Source organism: Microcoleus sp. AT3-D2, assembly GCF_036705715.1.
Taxonomy (GTDB): domain Bacteria; phylum Cyanobacteriota; class Cyanobacteriia; order Cyanobacteriales; family Microcoleaceae; genus Microcoleus.
Map to the genome: position 1 here is coordinate 26,693 of NZ_JAUBVE010000064.1, position 17,175 is coordinate 43,867.

12 protein-coding genes are annotated in these 17,175 nt (G+C 46.6%); 9 read left to right on the top strand and 3 right to left on the bottom strand.

The window, feature by feature from the left end:
* Window positions 1–61: 61 nt before the first annotated feature.
* The 6 genes from QUB44_RS22730 to QUB44_RS22755 all read left to right on the top strand — a co-directional run bounded on the left by QUB44_RS22730 (window position 62) and on the right by QUB44_RS22755 (window position 8,814).
* Window positions 62–850 carry an ABC-2 family transporter protein gene (locus QUB44_RS22730; RefSeq protein ID WP_333370988.1) on the top strand — a complete coding sequence of 263 codons (789 nt, stop codon included), beginning with the start codon at window positions 62–64 and terminating at the stop codon, window positions 848–850.
* 337 nt (window positions 851–1,187) lie between these two features.
* Window positions 1,188–3,752, top strand: coding sequence for a nitrite reductase large subunit NirB (gene nirB, locus QUB44_RS22735; RefSeq protein ID WP_333370990.1), 2,565 nt, complete (start codon window positions 1,188–1,190; stop codon window positions 3,750–3,752).
* A 256-nt stretch (window positions 3,753–4,008) separates the two neighbouring features.
* The gene (nirD, locus tag QUB44_RS22740) at window positions 4,009–4,368 is read left to right on the top strand and encodes a nitrite reductase small subunit NirD (protein WP_333057424.1); all 360 of its coding nucleotides are present in this window, start codon (window positions 4,009–4,011) and stop codon (window positions 4,366–4,368) included.
* Between the two features lie 216 nt (window positions 4,369–4,584).
* The gene (locus tag QUB44_RS22745) at window positions 4,585–6,678 is read left to right on the top strand and encodes a HEAT repeat domain-containing protein (protein ID WP_333370992.1); all 2,094 of its coding nucleotides are present in this window, start codon (window positions 4,585–4,587) and stop codon (window positions 6,676–6,678) included.
* A 300-nt stretch (window positions 6,679–6,978) separates the two neighbouring features.
* Complete coding sequence (locus tag QUB44_RS22750; protein ID WP_333370994.1) at window positions 6,979–7,509, top strand: peptidoglycan-binding protein; 531 nt, start codon at window positions 6,979–6,981, stop codon at window positions 7,507–7,509.
* 234 nt (window positions 7,510–7,743) lie between these two features.
* Window positions 7,744–8,814 (top strand): patatin-like phospholipase family protein, encoded by a 1,071-nt coding sequence (locus QUB44_RS22755; RefSeq protein ID WP_333370996.1) that lies wholly within the window; start codon window positions 7,744–7,746, stop codon window positions 8,812–8,814.
* A gap of 432 nt (window positions 8,815–9,246) precedes the next feature.
* On the opposite strand, the gene QUB44_RS22760 is transcribed toward QUB44_RS22755, so the two are convergent.
* The 3 genes from QUB44_RS22760 to QUB44_RS22770 all read right to left on the bottom strand — a co-directional run bounded on the left by QUB44_RS22760 (window position 9,247) and on the right by QUB44_RS22770 (window position 14,653).
* On the bottom strand, window positions 9,247–11,622 hold the full coding sequence (locus QUB44_RS22760; RefSeq protein ID WP_333370998.1) for a S8 family serine peptidase: 2,376 nt from the start codon (window positions 11,620–11,622) through the stop codon (window positions 9,247–9,249).
* A 488-nt stretch (window positions 11,623–12,110) separates the two neighbouring features.
* Entirely contained in the window at window positions 12,111–13,808 is a 1,698-nt protein-coding gene (locus QUB44_RS22765; RefSeq protein WP_333371000.1) for a pentapeptide repeat-containing protein, read from the bottom strand.
* 428 nt (window positions 13,809–14,236) lie between these two features.
* Window positions 14,237–14,653: a hypothetical protein gene (locus tag QUB44_RS22770; protein ID WP_333371004.1), complete on the bottom strand. Its 417-nt coding sequence runs from the start codon at window positions 14,651–14,653 to the stop codon at window positions 14,237–14,239.
* Window positions 14,654–14,703: 50 nt separating this feature from the next.
* On the opposite strand from QUB44_RS22770, the gene QUB44_RS22775 reads away from it, so the two are divergent.
* From QUB44_RS22775 to QUB44_RS22785, 3 genes are read left to right on the top strand one after another with little or no spacing between them, the layout of a single operon-like run.
* Window positions 14,704–14,859 (top strand): hypothetical protein, encoded by a 156-nt coding sequence (locus tag QUB44_RS22775; RefSeq protein WP_333162258.1) that lies wholly within the window; start codon window positions 14,704–14,706, stop codon window positions 14,857–14,859.
* A gap of 49 nt (window positions 14,860–14,908) precedes the next feature.
* The gene (locus QUB44_RS22780; RefSeq protein ID WP_333371002.1) at window positions 14,909–16,678 is read left to right on the top strand and encodes a S8 family peptidase; all 1,770 of its coding nucleotides are present in this window, start codon (window positions 14,909–14,911) and stop codon (window positions 16,676–16,678) included.
* The gene (locus QUB44_RS22785) at window positions 16,675–16,896 is read left to right on the top strand and encodes a hypothetical protein (RefSeq protein ID WP_333085886.1); all 222 of its coding nucleotides are present in this window, start codon (window positions 16,675–16,677) and stop codon (window positions 16,894–16,896) included. The genes QUB44_RS22780 and QUB44_RS22785 overlap by 4 nt, the downstream gene beginning before the upstream one ends.
* Window positions 16,897–17,175: the final 279 nt, after the last annotated feature.

Genomic DNA, 17,175 nt, shown 5'->3' on the forward strand with positions numbered 1-17,175 from the left:
ATGTTTTGTGCAACGGGCAAGATGCCCGTTGCTAACCCCAAAAATTAAATCTACAATTGATATGACAAAATTCATCAAAATTGCTAAAACTTTGCTAGTTACCTACTACGCTTATATGCTCGAATACCGGGCGGAATTGTTTTTGTGGGCGCTGTCGGGAGCTTTGCCGTTTATCTTGATGGGTGTTTGGATGCAGGCGGCCAAAAATGGTCAATTTGGGCTGAATTCGATCGACTTTGCCCGTTATTTTTTAGCGGCTTTCATTGTCAGGCAAACAAATGTAGTTTGGGTAATTTGGGAGTTTGAAAAGGAAGTAGTGCAAGGCAGGCTATCTAATAGATTGTTGCAGCCTCTCGATCCCGTATGGCACCACTTCGCATCTCACGTTTCCGAAAGGTTTGCGAGGCTGCCGTTTGTATGCGGATTAGTGCTGCTGTTTTTTGCACTTTACCCGCAGGCTTTTTGGCTGCCAAGTCTTGGGAGATTTTTGCTTTTTTTGCTAGTTATTATATTTGCTTTTTGCTTGCGGTTCTTGATACAGTATACCTTTGCGCTGTTTGCTTTTTGGCTGGAGAGGGCAAGTGCGATCGAGCAATTCTGGTTTTTAATTTACCTGTTTTTATCGGGACTTATCGCGCCACTAGAAGTGTTTCCCGCATCGGTGCGCGAAGTAGTTTTGTGGACGCCGTTTCCTTATTTGATTCATTTTCCCGCTTCTATCTTGATAGGATTACCCGTAGATCTAGGCCGCGGTTTGTTGGTAATGTTGGGTTGGAGTGCGGTGTTTTTTGTGTGGAATCGCTGGCTGTGGCGACAGGGCTTGAAGCAGTATTCCGGCATGGGAGCTTAAATAATAATTAAAAATTAGAAAACTGTAAGCTGCGTCACAGTAAAATGTTAATCCTTTTGTCAAAAAGACTTACTTGACGCATCCTACTTAACTGTGGAGTACATCTAAAATCTAAAATCTAAAATCGACTGACCCACCCAAATTAACTGTAGAGTAAATCTAAAATCTAAAATCTAAAATCTAAAATCTAAAATCGCACACATCATGCAAAAATGCAATCGGGAGTATTCGACAATTGCATAAACATCCATTTTTTGTATATATAAGTACAAAAATTTACAATAAAGTCTTATATTAATAAACCCAACGACTGATAAACGGGATAAAAGAGATTCTAATGACAGCCAAAAAAAACCTCATTGTAATCGGCAATGGCATGGTAGGTCACAAGTTCCTAGAGTTAATGGTCAGCTCGGATGCTGCCAAACACTGGAATTTAATTACTTTTTGTGAAGAACCGCGCGTTGCTTACGATCGCGTAAACCTCAGCGGATTTTTCTCTGGCAAAACAGCGGGAGATTTATCTTTAGTTGCACCGGGATTTTATCACGAAAATGACATAAAGATTCACATCGGCGACAAAGCAGTCGCCATTAACCGGGAACAAAAAATAGTCTCTTCAGCCAACGGTTTAGAAGTTCCCTACGACAAAATTGTTCTCGCAACCGGTTCCTATCCATTTGTGCCATCAATTAAAGGCAAAGACGCTACAGGAACTTTTGTTTACCGGACAATTGACGACCTGGAAGCGATGTCAGATTACGCTAAAAATTGCAAAACAGGCGTAGTAATTGGCGGCGGCTTGTTAGGTTTAGAGTGTGCTAATGCTCTGCAAAATATGGGTCTAAAAACTCACGTTGTTGAGTTTGCATCGCGGCTGATGCCCGTGCAAGTTGACGAGATTGGCGGGGCAATTCTCCGCAGCAAAATAGAAGAGTTGGGGGTTTCGGTTCACACCAGCAAATCTACAACAGAAATTGTTAGCGAAGATGGTAAAGTTACTAAAATGCTCTTTGCTGACGGTTCGGAATTGGCAACAGATATGATTGTCTTTTCTGCTGGCATTCGCCCGCGCGACGAAATTGCCAGAAGTTGCGGTATAGAAGTAGGTGAACGCGGCGGCATTTTGATTAATGATAGCTGCCAAACCTCCGATCCTGACATTTATGCGATCGGAGAATGCGCCCTGTATCAAAATCGCATCTACGGCTTAGTTGCGCCTGGGTATACAATGGCAAGCGTAGCAGCAGATATTTTTAGCCGTGTAGCGGATGACGGGCAAGATGCCCGTCCCACAAGCACTTTTACAGGTGCGGATATGTCCACTAAACTCAAATTATTGGGGGTGGATGTCGCTAGTTTTGGAAATCCCTTTCCCAAGTCGGGCGATGCTAAAGAAATTGTTGTCGCTGACACCTTCCAAGGCATTTACAAAAAATTAGTTTTAAATCAAGACGGTAGCCGGATTTTAGGCGGAATTCTCGTGGGAGATGCTTCGGCTTACGGCACTTTGCTGCAATTCATGCAAAATGAAATTGCTCTACCGCCGCATCCCGAAGATTTGTTAATGCCACCGCGAGAAGGGGGAGCAGCGGCGGGTTTTGGAGTAGACAGTTTGCCGGATTCTGCTCAGATTTGTTCTTGCAATAATGTTACCAAAGGGCAGATTTGTGCAGCGATTCGCGAGCATAATTTAACCGATGTTGCCAGCGTCAAGAAATGCACTCAAGCTGGGACGGGCTGCGGCGGCTGCGTGCCTTTAGTGACGGATATCTTCAAGTTGGAGATGAAGAAAGCTGGGTTTGCAGTCAAAAATAATCTCTGCGAACATTTTGAATATTCTCGTCAAGAATTGTACCATTTAGTGCGCTCTCAAGAGATTAAAACCTTTGAGGAGTTGATTGAAAGACACGGCAAAGGTAAGGGCTGCGAAATTTGCAAGCCTGCTGTTAGTTCGATGCTGGCTTCTACTTGGAATGACCATATTTTAGAGAAGTCTCACGTCGGTTTGCAAGATACGAACGATTACTTTTTGGCAAACATTCAGCGCGATGGTACTTATTCGGTGGTGCCGCGAATACCGGGGGGAGAAATTACTCCCGATAAGTTGATTGTTTTGGGTGAAGTTGCCAGGGATTTTGGGCTTTATACTAAGATTACTGGCGGGCAACGGATTGATTTGTTTGGGGCTCGGGTGGATCAATTGCCGCATATTTGGCGTCGGTTGATTGATGCGGGATTTGAGTCGGGACACGCTTACGGTAAGGCTCTGCGTACTGTAAAATCTTGTGTGGGTAGCACTTGGTGCCGCTTTGGGGTGCAGGATTCAACGAGTTTGGCGATCGAAGTTGAATTGCGGTATCGTGGTTTGCGATCGCCCCACAAGCTCAAATCTGCTGTCTCTGGTTGCACTCGCGAATGCGCGGAAGCTCAAAGCAAGGATTTTGGGATCATTGCTACGGAAAACGGCTGGAATTTGTACGTGTGCGGCAATGGCGGAATTAAGCCGCAGCACGCGGTTTTGCTGGCGACGGATATCGATAAGGAAACCCTGATTAAGTATATCGATCGATTCTTGGTTTTCTACATCCGCACGGCCGACAGATTAGAACGCACTGCTACTTGGTTGAACAAACTTGAGGGCGGGATTGAATACTTGAAACAGGTAATAATTGAGGATTCTCTGGGCATTTGTGCTGAATTAGAAGCGCAGATGGAACATTTAGTGAATACTTATCAATGTGAGTGGAAAACCACGATTGAAAACCCACAAAAGGTGCAGCGGTTCCAGCATTTTGTGAATTCAGATCTGCCTGATCCGAGTATTGTTCGTGTTGCGGAACGGGGACAAACGCGGCCGGCTAACGAACATGAAAAGGCTCTGGCTGGAGTTTCGGAATAACCCATATAATCGGGTTTCCAAGCAGAGCCTAGGAAACCCGGAGATCCCCCCTAGCCCCCCTTAATAAGTGGGGAACAAGAACACTAGATTGAAGTAAATTAATCTCGTTCCCAGGCTCTGCCTGGGAATGAATTCCGGGATGCTCTGCCTCCTTCCGCGAGGCGAGGTATCCTCAAACCGTGAGGCAGAGCCTCGAAACCTACGTTCCCAGCCGGAGACTGGGAATGAGATTGAAGTAAAATAACAGGAAAAGAAGATGGTTCAATCATTACAAGTTTCGGATACAGTAACAACTTGGGTTGATGTGTGTTCTCTGGATGCGATCGCCCCTTATACTGGAGTTTGCGCTTTAGTTAAAGGCGAACAAGTGGCGATTTTCCGAGTGGGAAACGGGGATGAAGTTTATGCGCTTAGCAATTACGACCCGTTTAGCAAAGCTTTTGTTTTGTCGCGGGGAATTGTGGGCGATCGCAACGGCACTCTCAAAGTTGCTTCTCCCATTTACAAGCAAAACTTTAGTCTCACTACCGGGCAATGTCTGGATGATGAAACGGTAAAGATTCCTACTTTTGCGGTTCGGGTTGTAGCCGATCGCGTCCAAGTAGCTGTTAGTTAGATTCAGCGGCTTAATTGTTCGATCGCCATCCGCCACCACCTAACATTTCTGTGGGTGCTGGCGGATTTTGCATTGGGGCCCTCCCGACTCAGTATTTTTCGTATAAAATAGAGTCGATTGGCTCCATACTCCAGCATCGCTCACAAAATCTCAACTAATATCCGAGCTGATGCGAGGATGGTCAATGCAAACAAACTTCAGGGGCAGGGTATCTGTATGTTGCTAAAAAAACTTGTTTCCGAAAATAATCCCCAGACTGTAGCAGAGTTAATCCATGCCCAACTCAAAATCGGTCAACTGACTTGGGGCGAACTCAACATACAAGTTTTCGGCCAGCACTGGCGGGACGAATCTTTGCACGAAGTCCTCAGAGAAATTGCAGCTAGGCTCGACAAAGAAACAGCGAGCCAAATTATAGAATATCTCACAGCTCAAAACGGTCAACAAGAAAAATTTATTAATTTGTTTTTAGCAGCGCAATGCCTGTTAAAAGTGAAAAATGATGTTAATAAAAAAACCGAAAAAAAACTGTTAAACGCTTTAAAAAAGTTATCGCAATACGGTACGGGTTTCCTGATTCTTTACCAAAGCGCTCAGGAATTGCAGGAAACTTATCAAATTCGCAATCGATCGATCACGGCGATCGCCCAAACTTGGAAAAACGACCCGCAAACCCTGCCGTGGCTGAAAATACTCGCTCACTCCACCGACTGTGGCGAAGTCCGAGCCACAGCAGTCGAAGCAATAGCCCGTGGTTGGCCAGATCAGCCAGAAATTTACCTGATGCTCAAAAAACTCGCCAAATCCGATCCAAGCTGGGCAGTGCGATCGACCTGTGTGCGAGAAATGGCTTGTGGTTGGCCAGACACGAGCGATACCTTGTCGCTGCTGAGTGCCCTGGCTCAGTCAGATCAAAGTCCCGCAGTTCGCACCGCAGCACTCGAACAGTTTGCCTCTAATTGGCCCGATCGCACAGATACCTTGCTGCTGCTGAGGAAGGCCGCCGAATCCGACGAAAATTTGGGAGTGCGAGTCTGTGCGTGGCAAGAAATAGCCAGAGGTTGGCACAGCCTTTTAGGCACGGCCTCCCTGCTCAAAAACCTTGCCCAGACAGGAAGTTCTATCCTGCGAACCGTAGCGGTGCGGGAGTTGGCAGCGGGCTGGCCCGCCGCAGCCGACGTTGGCCTGCTGCTGAAAACCCTAGCCGAATCCGACAGCAGCAAAGAAGTGCGGACAGCAGCCTTAGAAGAATTGGCTTCGCACTGGCCCGACGAACCCGACATTTACCCGCTGCTGAAAACTAAAGCCGAGTCCGACGCGAGTTCAAGTGTCCGGCGCTCAGCAGTGCAAGCAATAGCGTCTGGCTGGCCCGGGAACCCCGAAACTCTGACTTTTTTGAAAAATATAGCATTGGGCGATCGCGACGCCGACCTGCGCGAAATAGCCCTACAACAGATAGCCGCAGGTTGGCCCGACCACCCAGAAACCCTGCCCCTGCTGCAAAAAATAGCTGATTCCGAGGATTACTGGACTGTGCGGCAAGTAGTAGTGGAGGCTGTCGCCACACTGGCGTCAGGAAATCTCGAAGTCTTTGGCTGGTTGCAAAATCTCGCCGAGTCAGACAGACACCTCAACGTCCGAGAAACGGCGGTGGAAGAGATCGCAAAACGCTGGTCTCACCGGGGCGAGACGCTGCCTTTCCTCAAAAGCCTGGTCGATTCAGAGCAAGATTCTCATCTGCTGAGCGTGCTGGTGCGGGCGATCGTGCGGGGGTGGCCCGACGACCCGGAAACCTTGCCTTGGCTGAAAATTCAGCTCGATTCTGGGGAAGCGCTGGTGCGGCAAGCAGCCGTGCTTGAACTCGCTTACAAATGGCCAGACAATCCGGAAACTTGGATGCTGCTGGAGGCTAAAGCAGAGGGCGATGAGAGTCCGGCTGTCAGGCAAATCGCTTTGCAAAAGTTAGCCCGGGGGCGGACAAATCAGTCTCAAACTTTCGAGTGGCTCAAAAGTAGATCTCAAAAGGATGAAGATTCGCAGGTGCGGGCGATCGCCCTGGTAGAGTTAATGCGGGGATGGAAAGACGAGCCGGGAATGTTTGAGTTTTTGCGCGATCGAGCTTTGAGCGATGTTGACAATCAAAACGGTTCTTTTCCTTACAATCCCAGATTTACAGCACTTGAAGCGATTATCGAACATTATCCGGAAAATCCGGGTGTTGTGCCTTTGTTGCGATCGCTTGCAGCTTCCGACGCAGAAGAGCAAGTGCGGGCATTAGCGGGTCGCCGGCTACGCAGCCAAGACTGGTAAGTAGAAACAATCCTTTAGACACCTCCGAAAATTAATCATGCCTGGTCTTCTTTCTGGAGTTTGAGGAAGCTCCAACTTTAGACGTTTAAGCATAACTTATCTTCCTTGCACTCTTAACATTCTTTCTGTATATCATTCGGGCGCAGCCGGAAGAGATATTAACAGTTAACACTGGGACTAACTCAAACGAGTGACACTCAAATGAGTGACACTCGAAAAAGTGACTGTGCATCCACAAATTCCACCAGTTATACCTGAAATATCAAACACCAAAACTTAAATGTTGAGAGGAAGCACATTATGTACACCGAAGAAAGAAGCTTGAACAATGAAACTATGGCTCTCGTCGCCGATACTACTGCTCAATCAACTCTGGCATTTGCTGAAACCACGGGAGTAAACAAACCCACTTTACAAATGGGTTCAACAGGTCAAGCTGTCAAGGAACTACAACAGCTTCTATATCATTGGGGTTATTATTTTGGCCCGATTGACGGTATCTTCGGTATCCAAGTTCAAAACGCGGTCAAAGGCTATCAACACCGCGTCTTTTTAAAAGAAGATGGGATTATCGGCCCTATCACTTGGGAAGCACTATACTCTGGTGCACCTGTGAATATGCCGGTCGTCATGAAGGGCAGTTCTGGTAATGCGGTTAAAATTGTTCAGAATGTCTTGAAAATCAATGGATACTATTTCGGATTCATTGACGGATTCTTCGGGGCGATGACAGATGTAGCAGTGCGACAATTACAACTCAGCAAGGCTTTACCGCAAGATGGAATTGTCGGCTACAGAACTTGGCACGCCCTCAGCAATTTACCGCACTAATAACGGGTTGGATTCATATCAATTCCGGTTGCACTCCTCATGATTGTTGACTGTTGACTGTTTAGTCGGGAGCCAAAAACTCAATGGTTGAGTGTTAACTGTTGACTCGATTTTCTTATTCCGAGGCAACCGGAAACCATATGATGACGTTGGTTGTTGGTATTTTGATGCTTTATGAGTTTGTTTCATTTATCTTGCTTGAAAACTTAAGCAATATCTAAAGGAGTACGTGTGATGGGTACTAAATTCAAGAGAAGAATTCTTTCAATTGATGGTGGTGGTATTCGGGGTATTATTCCTGCGATCGTTCTCAACTACATTGAAGAGCGCACAGGAAAACGCATAGCCACAATGTTTGATTTTATTGCAGGCACTTCAACAGGAGGAATTTTAGCACTGGGTTTAACTAGAAAGAACTCAGACTCTAGCATCAATAGTGAGCCAGAGTATACCGCTGCCGAACTTGTAAATTTCTATCGCAAATATGGAAAAAAGATTTTTAATGAGTATGTTCCACTGGATTTTGATGATTTGCTACAACCCAAGCACAACCCAAAAGGTAGGCAACAAGTTTTAAAGGATCTTTTAGGTGAAGCTAAGGTTGAAGAGGCATTACGAGAAATTTTCATACCCAGCTATGATATCGAACTCAGAGCACCAATTTTTTTTACAAGCAATCGCGACGCAGAGCAAATCAAGAGTTTTGATAGCCGGAAAGTATGTACGGGATTCAAAATGTGGGAAGCAGCAATGGCAACTTCTGCTGCACCGACATTCTTTCCACCCTACCAACTCGAAACGGGACATCATACCGATGAGGGATATTACGCTTTGGTAGACGGCGGAATTTTTGCAAATAATCCTTCCTCACTTGCAATGATGGAGGCAATGATTTCTTACAAGAAAAAGACTGGTGAAGACCTACAACGTACTGAGACCCTTGTTGTTTCTTTGGGTACGGGATCACTAACTAAGAAATATAAGTATAAAGAAGCAAAAAATTGGGGTCAAATAAAATGGGCAATTCCCTTACTTAACGTTGTTCTAGATGGCCAAAGCGAATCGGTTGCGTATGAACTCGATCAGCTAATGGTGACTAAAGGAGATAAAGAAAATAACCGAAACTACTATCGTTTTCAACTTCAATTGAGTAGCGATAATGGTCACGATCAAATCGACAACGCAACTCCCAGTAATATTGAGTACCTAGAGAAGCGAGGTGAAAAACTCATTGAACACAGTAAGAAAGATTTGGATGAGTTGTGTGAGCTTCTGAAGGAGGAAACTGAACTATATTCTAATTAACCGCACCGTTAAATCGAGATCGGGTTGGAGGATTTTTAAGGGGGTAAGATTTTGTGTGTATTCATTCCCACAAAAGGGTAATTACAAACCGCACCGCTTCCCCCATTATCCAACAACGATCGCAATCCGAAGCCGTTTTCTCCCACGTGAGCAACTGTTCCCGAAAAAGTTGGTATTGCTTGGCCTGCTGCACGAGGCTTGCAGTTTCCGACGCTAACGAGCAAGTCCGGGCCTTAGCGGGCTGCCGGCTGCACAGCCAACATTGGTAAACAAAAACAATACCCCAGTTTCTCCAACAGTCCTCGACGCAAAGCCTCTGCACAAGCCCGTGAAATGTAGGGGCAATCCCCCGTGGTTGCCCCGTCTGTGATGATGTTGCGTCCAGGATTGTCCAAGAAACCGGGGTTCAAGAAATTTCCCAATAGTTCTTAATTATGTCTCACGAACTTCCGAGGTAATTCCTTCAGGTTTTGCTGTTGCCGTCAGAAATTCCAAAATTTGGTCAGGAGTTAAGTTTGGATTAGCCTGAAGCATTAGAGCAACTACACCTGCAACATAGGGAGCAGCCATAGACGTTCCGTTCAATATGCCATAACCCTCTACGTTTCCCGGCGTAATCGGAACTGTAGATAAGACTTCATAGCCCGGAGCAACCACAAAATTTGTTGTTATCGAACCAGCAGGATTGGAAAAAATTGTTACCTGTTTACCTGGAGTTGTTACTGCTCCGACAGCTACTCCCAAATTGTCGAAAGCATAAAATGCTGGAAAATTGGGTTCACTTGGGTTGAGTTTATCCCTGTCATTTCCCGCTGACATTACCACAAAAACCCCGGCTTCTTTGGCATCTTCTAGGGCTTTCCGTACTTCGTTATTGAGGAACTCTAGTCCGCCCAAACTCATGTTAATCACATCTGCGCCATTGTTTACCGCATAGCGGATGCCCTCAACGAGATTTGAAACAGATAAATCTTCAAAACCTCCCACCCTAATCGGCATAATCTGAGCATCATAAGCCACCCCATTCATTTCCAGCGTGTTATTGAGAGAAGTGATGTCAATTCCATTTTTTTGGGCCCCTATGATTCCTGCTACATGAGTTCCGTGAAACCCACGCTGATCATTTGAATCTGGGGAGGGATTTGCATCGCCATCCACAAAATCCCACCCATTTACATCATCACTAACTCCATTGAGATCGTCATCAATACCATTCCCCGGAATTTCATTAGGATTCCGCCAGATATTGCTCCTTAAATCGGGATGACTCAAGTCAACGCCACTATCGAGTACCGCAACCACAACACCTTTACCCGTGTATCCTGCTTTCCAGGCTGGGGCAACGTTTAGCAGGTTTAAGTCCGCTATATTATTAAACTTAGTTGTACTGGTGAGCGGGTCAGCAGCATCCAACTGCTGTTTATCAGTGGCAGCCGCAACGGCCGCTGCTGCATCCACCAGCCCGTAGCCGAACAAATTGTTGAAATTATCTGTTGTCGGTGCAGCTAAGATACTGAGGTTGTAGCGCGTGTTGCCTGCAAAAGAATTGACTCCGAGGAAATAACTACCTGCTGACAAACCTCTAAAGAAAATTTCCTCTGGATTGTTGCCTTGCTGTTGAGGAACGCCAAGAATTTCACCAAAATCAACCTTATTGTTGTTATTAACATCTTGAAAAAGCACTAAATCTGCATCTGTACCTGGATATATTCCCCGCAAGTTGACTTGAAGGTTGCTGGGCTGTGGGAGATCAAATTTGTAGAGTTTCGCAGGTTGTTTTTCCTCAACAAAGTCGTCCAACGAACCCTGGATTCTGCTGCTGAATGTGCCAATAGGAATAGCTTGGTTTAGCCCGAACTGAATTGGCTGGACATTGATATCCAGGTTGTAGCCGGTGTTAGCTCCCCGAACAGCTTGTTCAACGAAGATAAAGTATCTGCTGGGTACAGAAAAGCGACTTTCAATGACTTCTGACTGAGTTCCAGAATTGCGGGAGGCAGAGACAGAGACGGTTTCGTCTGGACTCAGTTGACCGTCGAGATTAGCATCCCTCACCAAGAATAAATTAGCGTCCCCATTCAAACCGCTGAGTTGCAATTGAATACTGCTCGGTGTGTTAGTAGTAGTAAAAGTGTAAATATCTCGTAAGTCGTCTTCTCCTACGAAGTCCTTGAGCGACTGAATTGGATTTTTCAGGACATCGAGATTTATTGGTCTGTTAAGGTTGTCATCTAAGACGAAATCGGCAGAGAAAAAACGATTCTGGAGTTGTTCTGGCGAAACGTTCGCCACCTGTCCCAAGATCCTGTTATTAGCTTGAATCCTAATTAAAGTTCCCCCTGCCGAGGGTTCTAGATTTAGGTCAGCTTCGCTGAGATTGTCAGTTAATCCAATGCTGTCAAATCTAGCGTCGAAGTCAGCGATCCAATCTACTGCTGCTGCATTTAGATCGCTTCGGAGTACAAACCCATCATTGCCACTACCACCAACTAGCGTGTCTCCATCCAAGTCGCCAGCCAAAATGTCATCGCCCTCATCACCTCTAAGTAGGTCGCTGCCTTGACCGCCGCGCAACAGGTCATTTCCTTGACCTCCGATGAGGGCATCGTTATCGACATCCCCGAACAGCAAATCCTCACCGCCACCGCCATCGATCAATTCTGGAGAGACCGAACCAATCACAATATCATTACCTTCTAAAGCCCGCAGTCCTCTGGTGAAGGGATTTAAAAGTCCTGGGGTTAGCCTGAAGTAATCAGAATTGGGAGTTAGATCGAAAAAGTTACCGTCATTGCTGGAACTATTCACAACTAGATGCTCCTGGTCAGATTAAAAATATATTTTAATAATGAAAAAATAATAATCATGAAATTGCAACGTTTTTTAACAATACAGGAGTTACCCAACGGGTACACTAAAATTTAATTTTAGGGTGCGTCAGATGAATTGCTGGAACGGTTATTGAGGGTTTCGATATCTGAGGCACCTTACTAATTATGATAATGGCGTCAGTCCTGCAATAGTCAAAGAAGATTATGTTCCTCTTCCTAGCTCGATCGAGCTTGCGATCGCCAGCCTGGTGATTTCTGAACTAGGGAATATGTTGTCAATACAACAGAATGTATAGGAGCTAACACAAACGCGTTGATTAATCAAGGTATCAAAAAAATCAGTTAAAAATCCCGAAGCTTTGTATTTAATGGTTTATACGAGTTGCATATTTAGCCTTTCATACCGTAAATCAGCAAGTCCCAGAAACCGTGCGAACATCTCCCGTACCGATCGCACATATGGATTTATTCCGATAAAAGGCCGATCGCATACCGCACCGCTTCCCCCATCATCGAACCACGAACGTGATCGGACGCCGTTTTATCCCACGTGAGCAACTGTTCCCGAAAAGCCGGATCTTGTTTCGCCCGCTGCACGATTGCCTGACTGATGACTTTCTTTTGAATCTGCTCTGTCGGGATACCTTGCTGCTTCAAATAATCCAACAGTCGCTGCACGCTTTCGGAGAATTTATCCGGCGTCTGAGACATCAAAATAAACGAAATTTGGTGCACCATCCGCTGGTAGATTTCCTGTCTTCTAAGCAACGCGTCTTTCTGACTCGGCTCCGCATTGTTACTAGGAACAGCCAAGTCGAGCAAACTCAAAATTTCAGCACCTTTGGCTAAAACCTTTTCCAACATATCTGGATAAAGCTCCAAAATGCGATCGCTCAAAATCTTGCCGTTCACCAAACGGTTCGCGCTCAACCGCAGTAAATTTTGTTCTCCCGCAGACTCAAAAAATTGAACGTTGAATTTGAGTTCGCGGCTTTCCAACTCCACCCGACGCAGGGTAAAAACCAAAGCCTCCCAATTAGGAGATTCATCAAAACACACCTTCACAATAGAACTGTCCTCTTGATGCTGCCGCCCCAATTCCCCCGACTCAAAATCGCGATCGACTGGAAAGCGATTTGCCGCAACTTTCGCAGTATAATCAAACTCAGTAAAAACATAGTTGCAGTCAACTCTCGACAGATCGACATCTTGAACTTGCCAATTTTGAATGCAGCAACCCGTAAGCTGCGCCCCTTCCAAATTCGTCCGAATCAAACGGCACTCAATCAAACAAGCTTCTCTTAAATCCGCCTCACCCAAAATCGCATCCATCAAATAAGCGCCGCTCAAATCAGCTTTCCGCAAATCAGCACTTCGCAAATTAGCTTCGCTCAAATCCGCCCGCAGCAAATACACTCCTTGCAGGTTAGCTCGCAGCAAAAGCGCCTTCTTAAAACTCGCTTTCAATAAATAAGAACCCGCCAGATTAGCTCGACTCAAATCAGCGTTATCCAGCACCGCCTCAGTCAAATCCGCCCCCGCCAGCACAGCTCGGTGCAAGTCAGCGCCCGTCAGGTTTGCCGATCGCATTTGAGCGCCATTCAAGTCAGATTCAATCAAATTTACACCGATTAAAATTGCCGATCGCAAATTCGCTTCCACCAAATGCGCTTCCCGCAAATTAGCACCCGTTAAATTAGCACCAACAAGACTGGCGCGGTTGAGATTCGCCTCCATCAATTCCGCCGCCATCAACTTCGCGCCATCGAGTTTAGCCCCGGCAAAATTAATTTGGTCAGATTTAACTCCTTGAAGATTAGCACCGCCCAAATCCGCTTCGGGGAACGCGGCCCAATTGAGTTCTGCTGCTGCCAAACAAGCAAGGCGCAAATCCGCTTTAGCAAGATTTGCCCCGCTCAAATTTGCCCCGCTCAGATTCGCCCCAGCTAGCCCCGCACTGCGAAGATCCGCGCGGCGCAAACAAGCCCCTATCAACTTGGCATTGCTTAAAAAAGACCAGCTCAAATTAGCACCGGTCAAGTTAGCACCAGTGAGGTCTATTTCTCGCAGGTTAACACCGCTTAAACTAGCGCCACTGAGGTCAATGTGACCAAAGTTGCGCTCTCCCTGTTGATAGCGCTGTAAAAATTCTTGTGTTTGCATTCCGCAGATTTGGGGGCTGGCAATTTAGCTGTTTTAGGACGCGCTGGTCAATCTATTTTAGATTTTAGATTTTAGATTTTAGATTGAAGCATTGACCCCACAGATAAATTCGGGGGCTTGTTGATCGGATACAGATTTTTTATTTCTGGACCGATGAATCCGGGGGCTTGTATCCTGGATGCTTACGGTCAATAACTTTAACTGTAAGGTACGCACGGAACACGAGCGGGCTAGGCACGGGGACACTACTCCTACTACTTACTGCAATAACTCATGTCCTCCGGGTGATCCGTGGGTACTTGACCCCTATAGATGGCAGTTCAAAGGATTTGTTGCGTAAGTTCTATTTCTACTACCAGTTTTACAGACTTTTGTAACTTCAAGTAGCCGAGTTCATATCTGATACGCTGCGCCGCCAGAGAGTGTTTTTACCTAAAGCGCTGCAATTCTTGCTGCAAGTGTTTTCCCCATTTAGTCGCTAGAGGAATTTCTGTAAAAGGAACCTGCACCGCAGCAGCATCTTTCAACAAAAATTCGAGGGCGATTGGACTTCCAGAATTCGGCGGTGAGTCTAAATCAACTGCCTGAGAGTTGACTAATAACCGCAGCGATTGCACGTCTTTTAAAGAAAAAGTTTGCAAATTTACAGGCCCGCTGCGAGTAGGTTTTCCCCAAGTTAAACTGTCTTCTTGCTGACCGAGTACAGCATAAATATCGTACTTGGCTTTAGCGAATTGTTCTGCCCAGACGCGGTACGCTTCCAGCTTTTGATACTCGTTCCATCCAGCCCAAGCTAGAGAAATAAAAATTGCCAGCAGCGGCAGCCACATTAAACCTCTTTCCATGCGATACCCTTGTTGAAAATACTCGCTTGTTCTGTTTGTCATCTTCTCTAATGATACAATTAATTGAACTCCTCAAACTTGCTCTGCAATTTAAACTAGAAATTAGAGCAATTTTGGTTCTAGCAACAGCCACTGCCGAAAACTACCAAACGCTCGCGTGGGAGATATCCACAAGTCGCAGCAAGGAAAACTGGCGCTGGCGGTGAAATTTGGGTTATTGTGGTGAACACGCCTTCCCTAAACGGACGATCGGCTATGAAAAAGTTTTTCCTTCTGTGCTTATTTTTAATCGGGCTCGGCTGGGCGATTTCTAATTTCCCAGGACTTGCTACTCAAGGCACTTACGACTCGATTGTGCTTGATTTCCGCGAAGATTTGGGTGCTGCTGAGATTGCGAAAGAAGTAAATGCGATCGCCCAACAGTACCAAGTCGCACCGCAACTCAACAGCGAATTCTCAGCGGGCGACAATGTATATGTAGTTAAGGGCGATCGCACTTTGCTAAACGCCCTGAGAAAATCAAATTTGGCTAAAGATACCGAATACATTGAACCGAACTACGTCTACAGCGCTTTCGAGATTCCCAACGACCCCATGTATACCAAGCAGTGGAATCTCCGCAGTATCAACGTAGAATCTGCCTGGAACGAAACCAAAGGCAGCGGCACAACAGTAGCGATAATTGACACGGGTATTACTCCAGTCGCTGACTTAAAAGAAACCAAATTTGTACCGGGCTACGACTTTGTAAACGATCGCGCCGAAGCCTACGACGACAACGGCCACGGTACTCACGTCGCAGGTACTGTCGCCCAATCAACTAACAACAATTACGGCGTTGCGGGCATCGCCTACGAAGCAGCTTTAATGCCGCTAAAAGTATTAGGCGGCAGCGGTGGCGGCACGGTTTCCGACATCGCCGAAGCGATCAAATTTGCTGCTGACAACGGCGCAGATGTCATCAACATGAGTTTAGGCGGCGGTGGCGAAAGTCAGTTAATGGAAGAGGCGATCGACTACGCCCACTCTAAAGGCGTTGTCATCATCGCAGCCGCCGGCAACTCCGGCGATAGTTCCGCTTCCTATCCCGCCCGCTATCCCCACGTCATCGGCGTTTCCGCCCTCGGCCCCGACGACGAAAAAGCCTCTTACTCCAATTTCGGCGCAGGGGTTGACATTGCAGCCCCCGGCGGTTCAGAAATGGGCAAAATCCTGCAAAGTACGATCGACCCGGAAACCGGCGCCGAAGTCTTTGAAGGCTACCAAGGCACTAGCATGGCTTCTCCCCACGTTGCCGCCGTTGCAGCCCTTGTCAAGGCTTCCGGCATCACAGAACCAGACGAAATTCGCAGCGTACTCTTGCAGTCCTCCCGAACTGTCACTGAAGATCCCTTAAACCATTTTGGTTCAGGACATCTAGACGCAGCCGCCGCAGTTCAGCTAGCCCAGCGCGGACAAATCAACTTCCGCGATTTCTTCCGCTGGCTGCGCGATAACGGCTATCTCAGCCCCCGTTTCTGGATTGATGGCGGTGCAGTCGCCCTGTTGCCTAAAATTGCAATGGTGCTCGGTTCTTACCTGCTGGCTTTCTTTATGCGGAATTATTTCCCCTTCGCCTGGACTTGGGGCTTTTCCGGCGGCTTGATGGCTGGTAGTTCTGGGTTCTTTTTCCTGCGGAACTTGTTTGTATTTGACTTGCCGCAGTGGCCGATGCGGGTGATGGGCAGTTCTATTCCCGAACTCGGCGGCGCAATTAATGGCAGCAGTATGCTGAATCCCTTTTTTGCTAGCGTTTTGATTCCTGGGATTTTGATTGCTTTGCTGTTGGGACATCAACAGTGGAAGTGGATCGCGATCGCAATTTCGATCGGTTTTGCCAGCAGTTTAGCGGTGAATGCTTTTGTGTCTCCCGCAGTCTGGGGATTGGGCACAGGTTTGGTATCACAAACATTTTTGATTGTCAATGCTTTTCTGTGTTTCGGACTGGCGCGTTTAGCAATTAAAACAGAGGTGCGATCGGCATGAGTATTACTGTCAAAGGCGAAATTGAACGTAAAGGATTAGGCCCGGGCACTTGGGCTTTGGTTGGCCAAGATGGGGAAACTTACGAACTTAAGGATGCTCCTTCTGACTTGAAAAAAGCTGGTTTGAAAGTCAGTGTTAAAGGTGAAGTCCGCAAAGATGTGATGACTTTTGCGATGATCGGCCCGGTGCTTGAGGTGCAGTCTTTTGAGGTGTTGTAGGTCGATCGGCTAATCCAGCTTTCGAGCAAAAAAAACCCCGGCCAAAATTGGCTGGGGTTTATTAATCAGGGTGCATCTACTAATTTAATCTCCCGCCTCACAGCACCTCTTTCAGGACACTTTGGCCGAATTTGCGAAACTTTGTGGTGAGGGTGTGCGATTGCTCAAAAAAAAACCCCAAACCAAAATTGGTCGGGAGTTAATTAATCAGGGTGCATCTACTAATTTAATCTCCCGCCTCACAGCACCTCTTTCAGGACACTTTGGCCGAATTTGCGA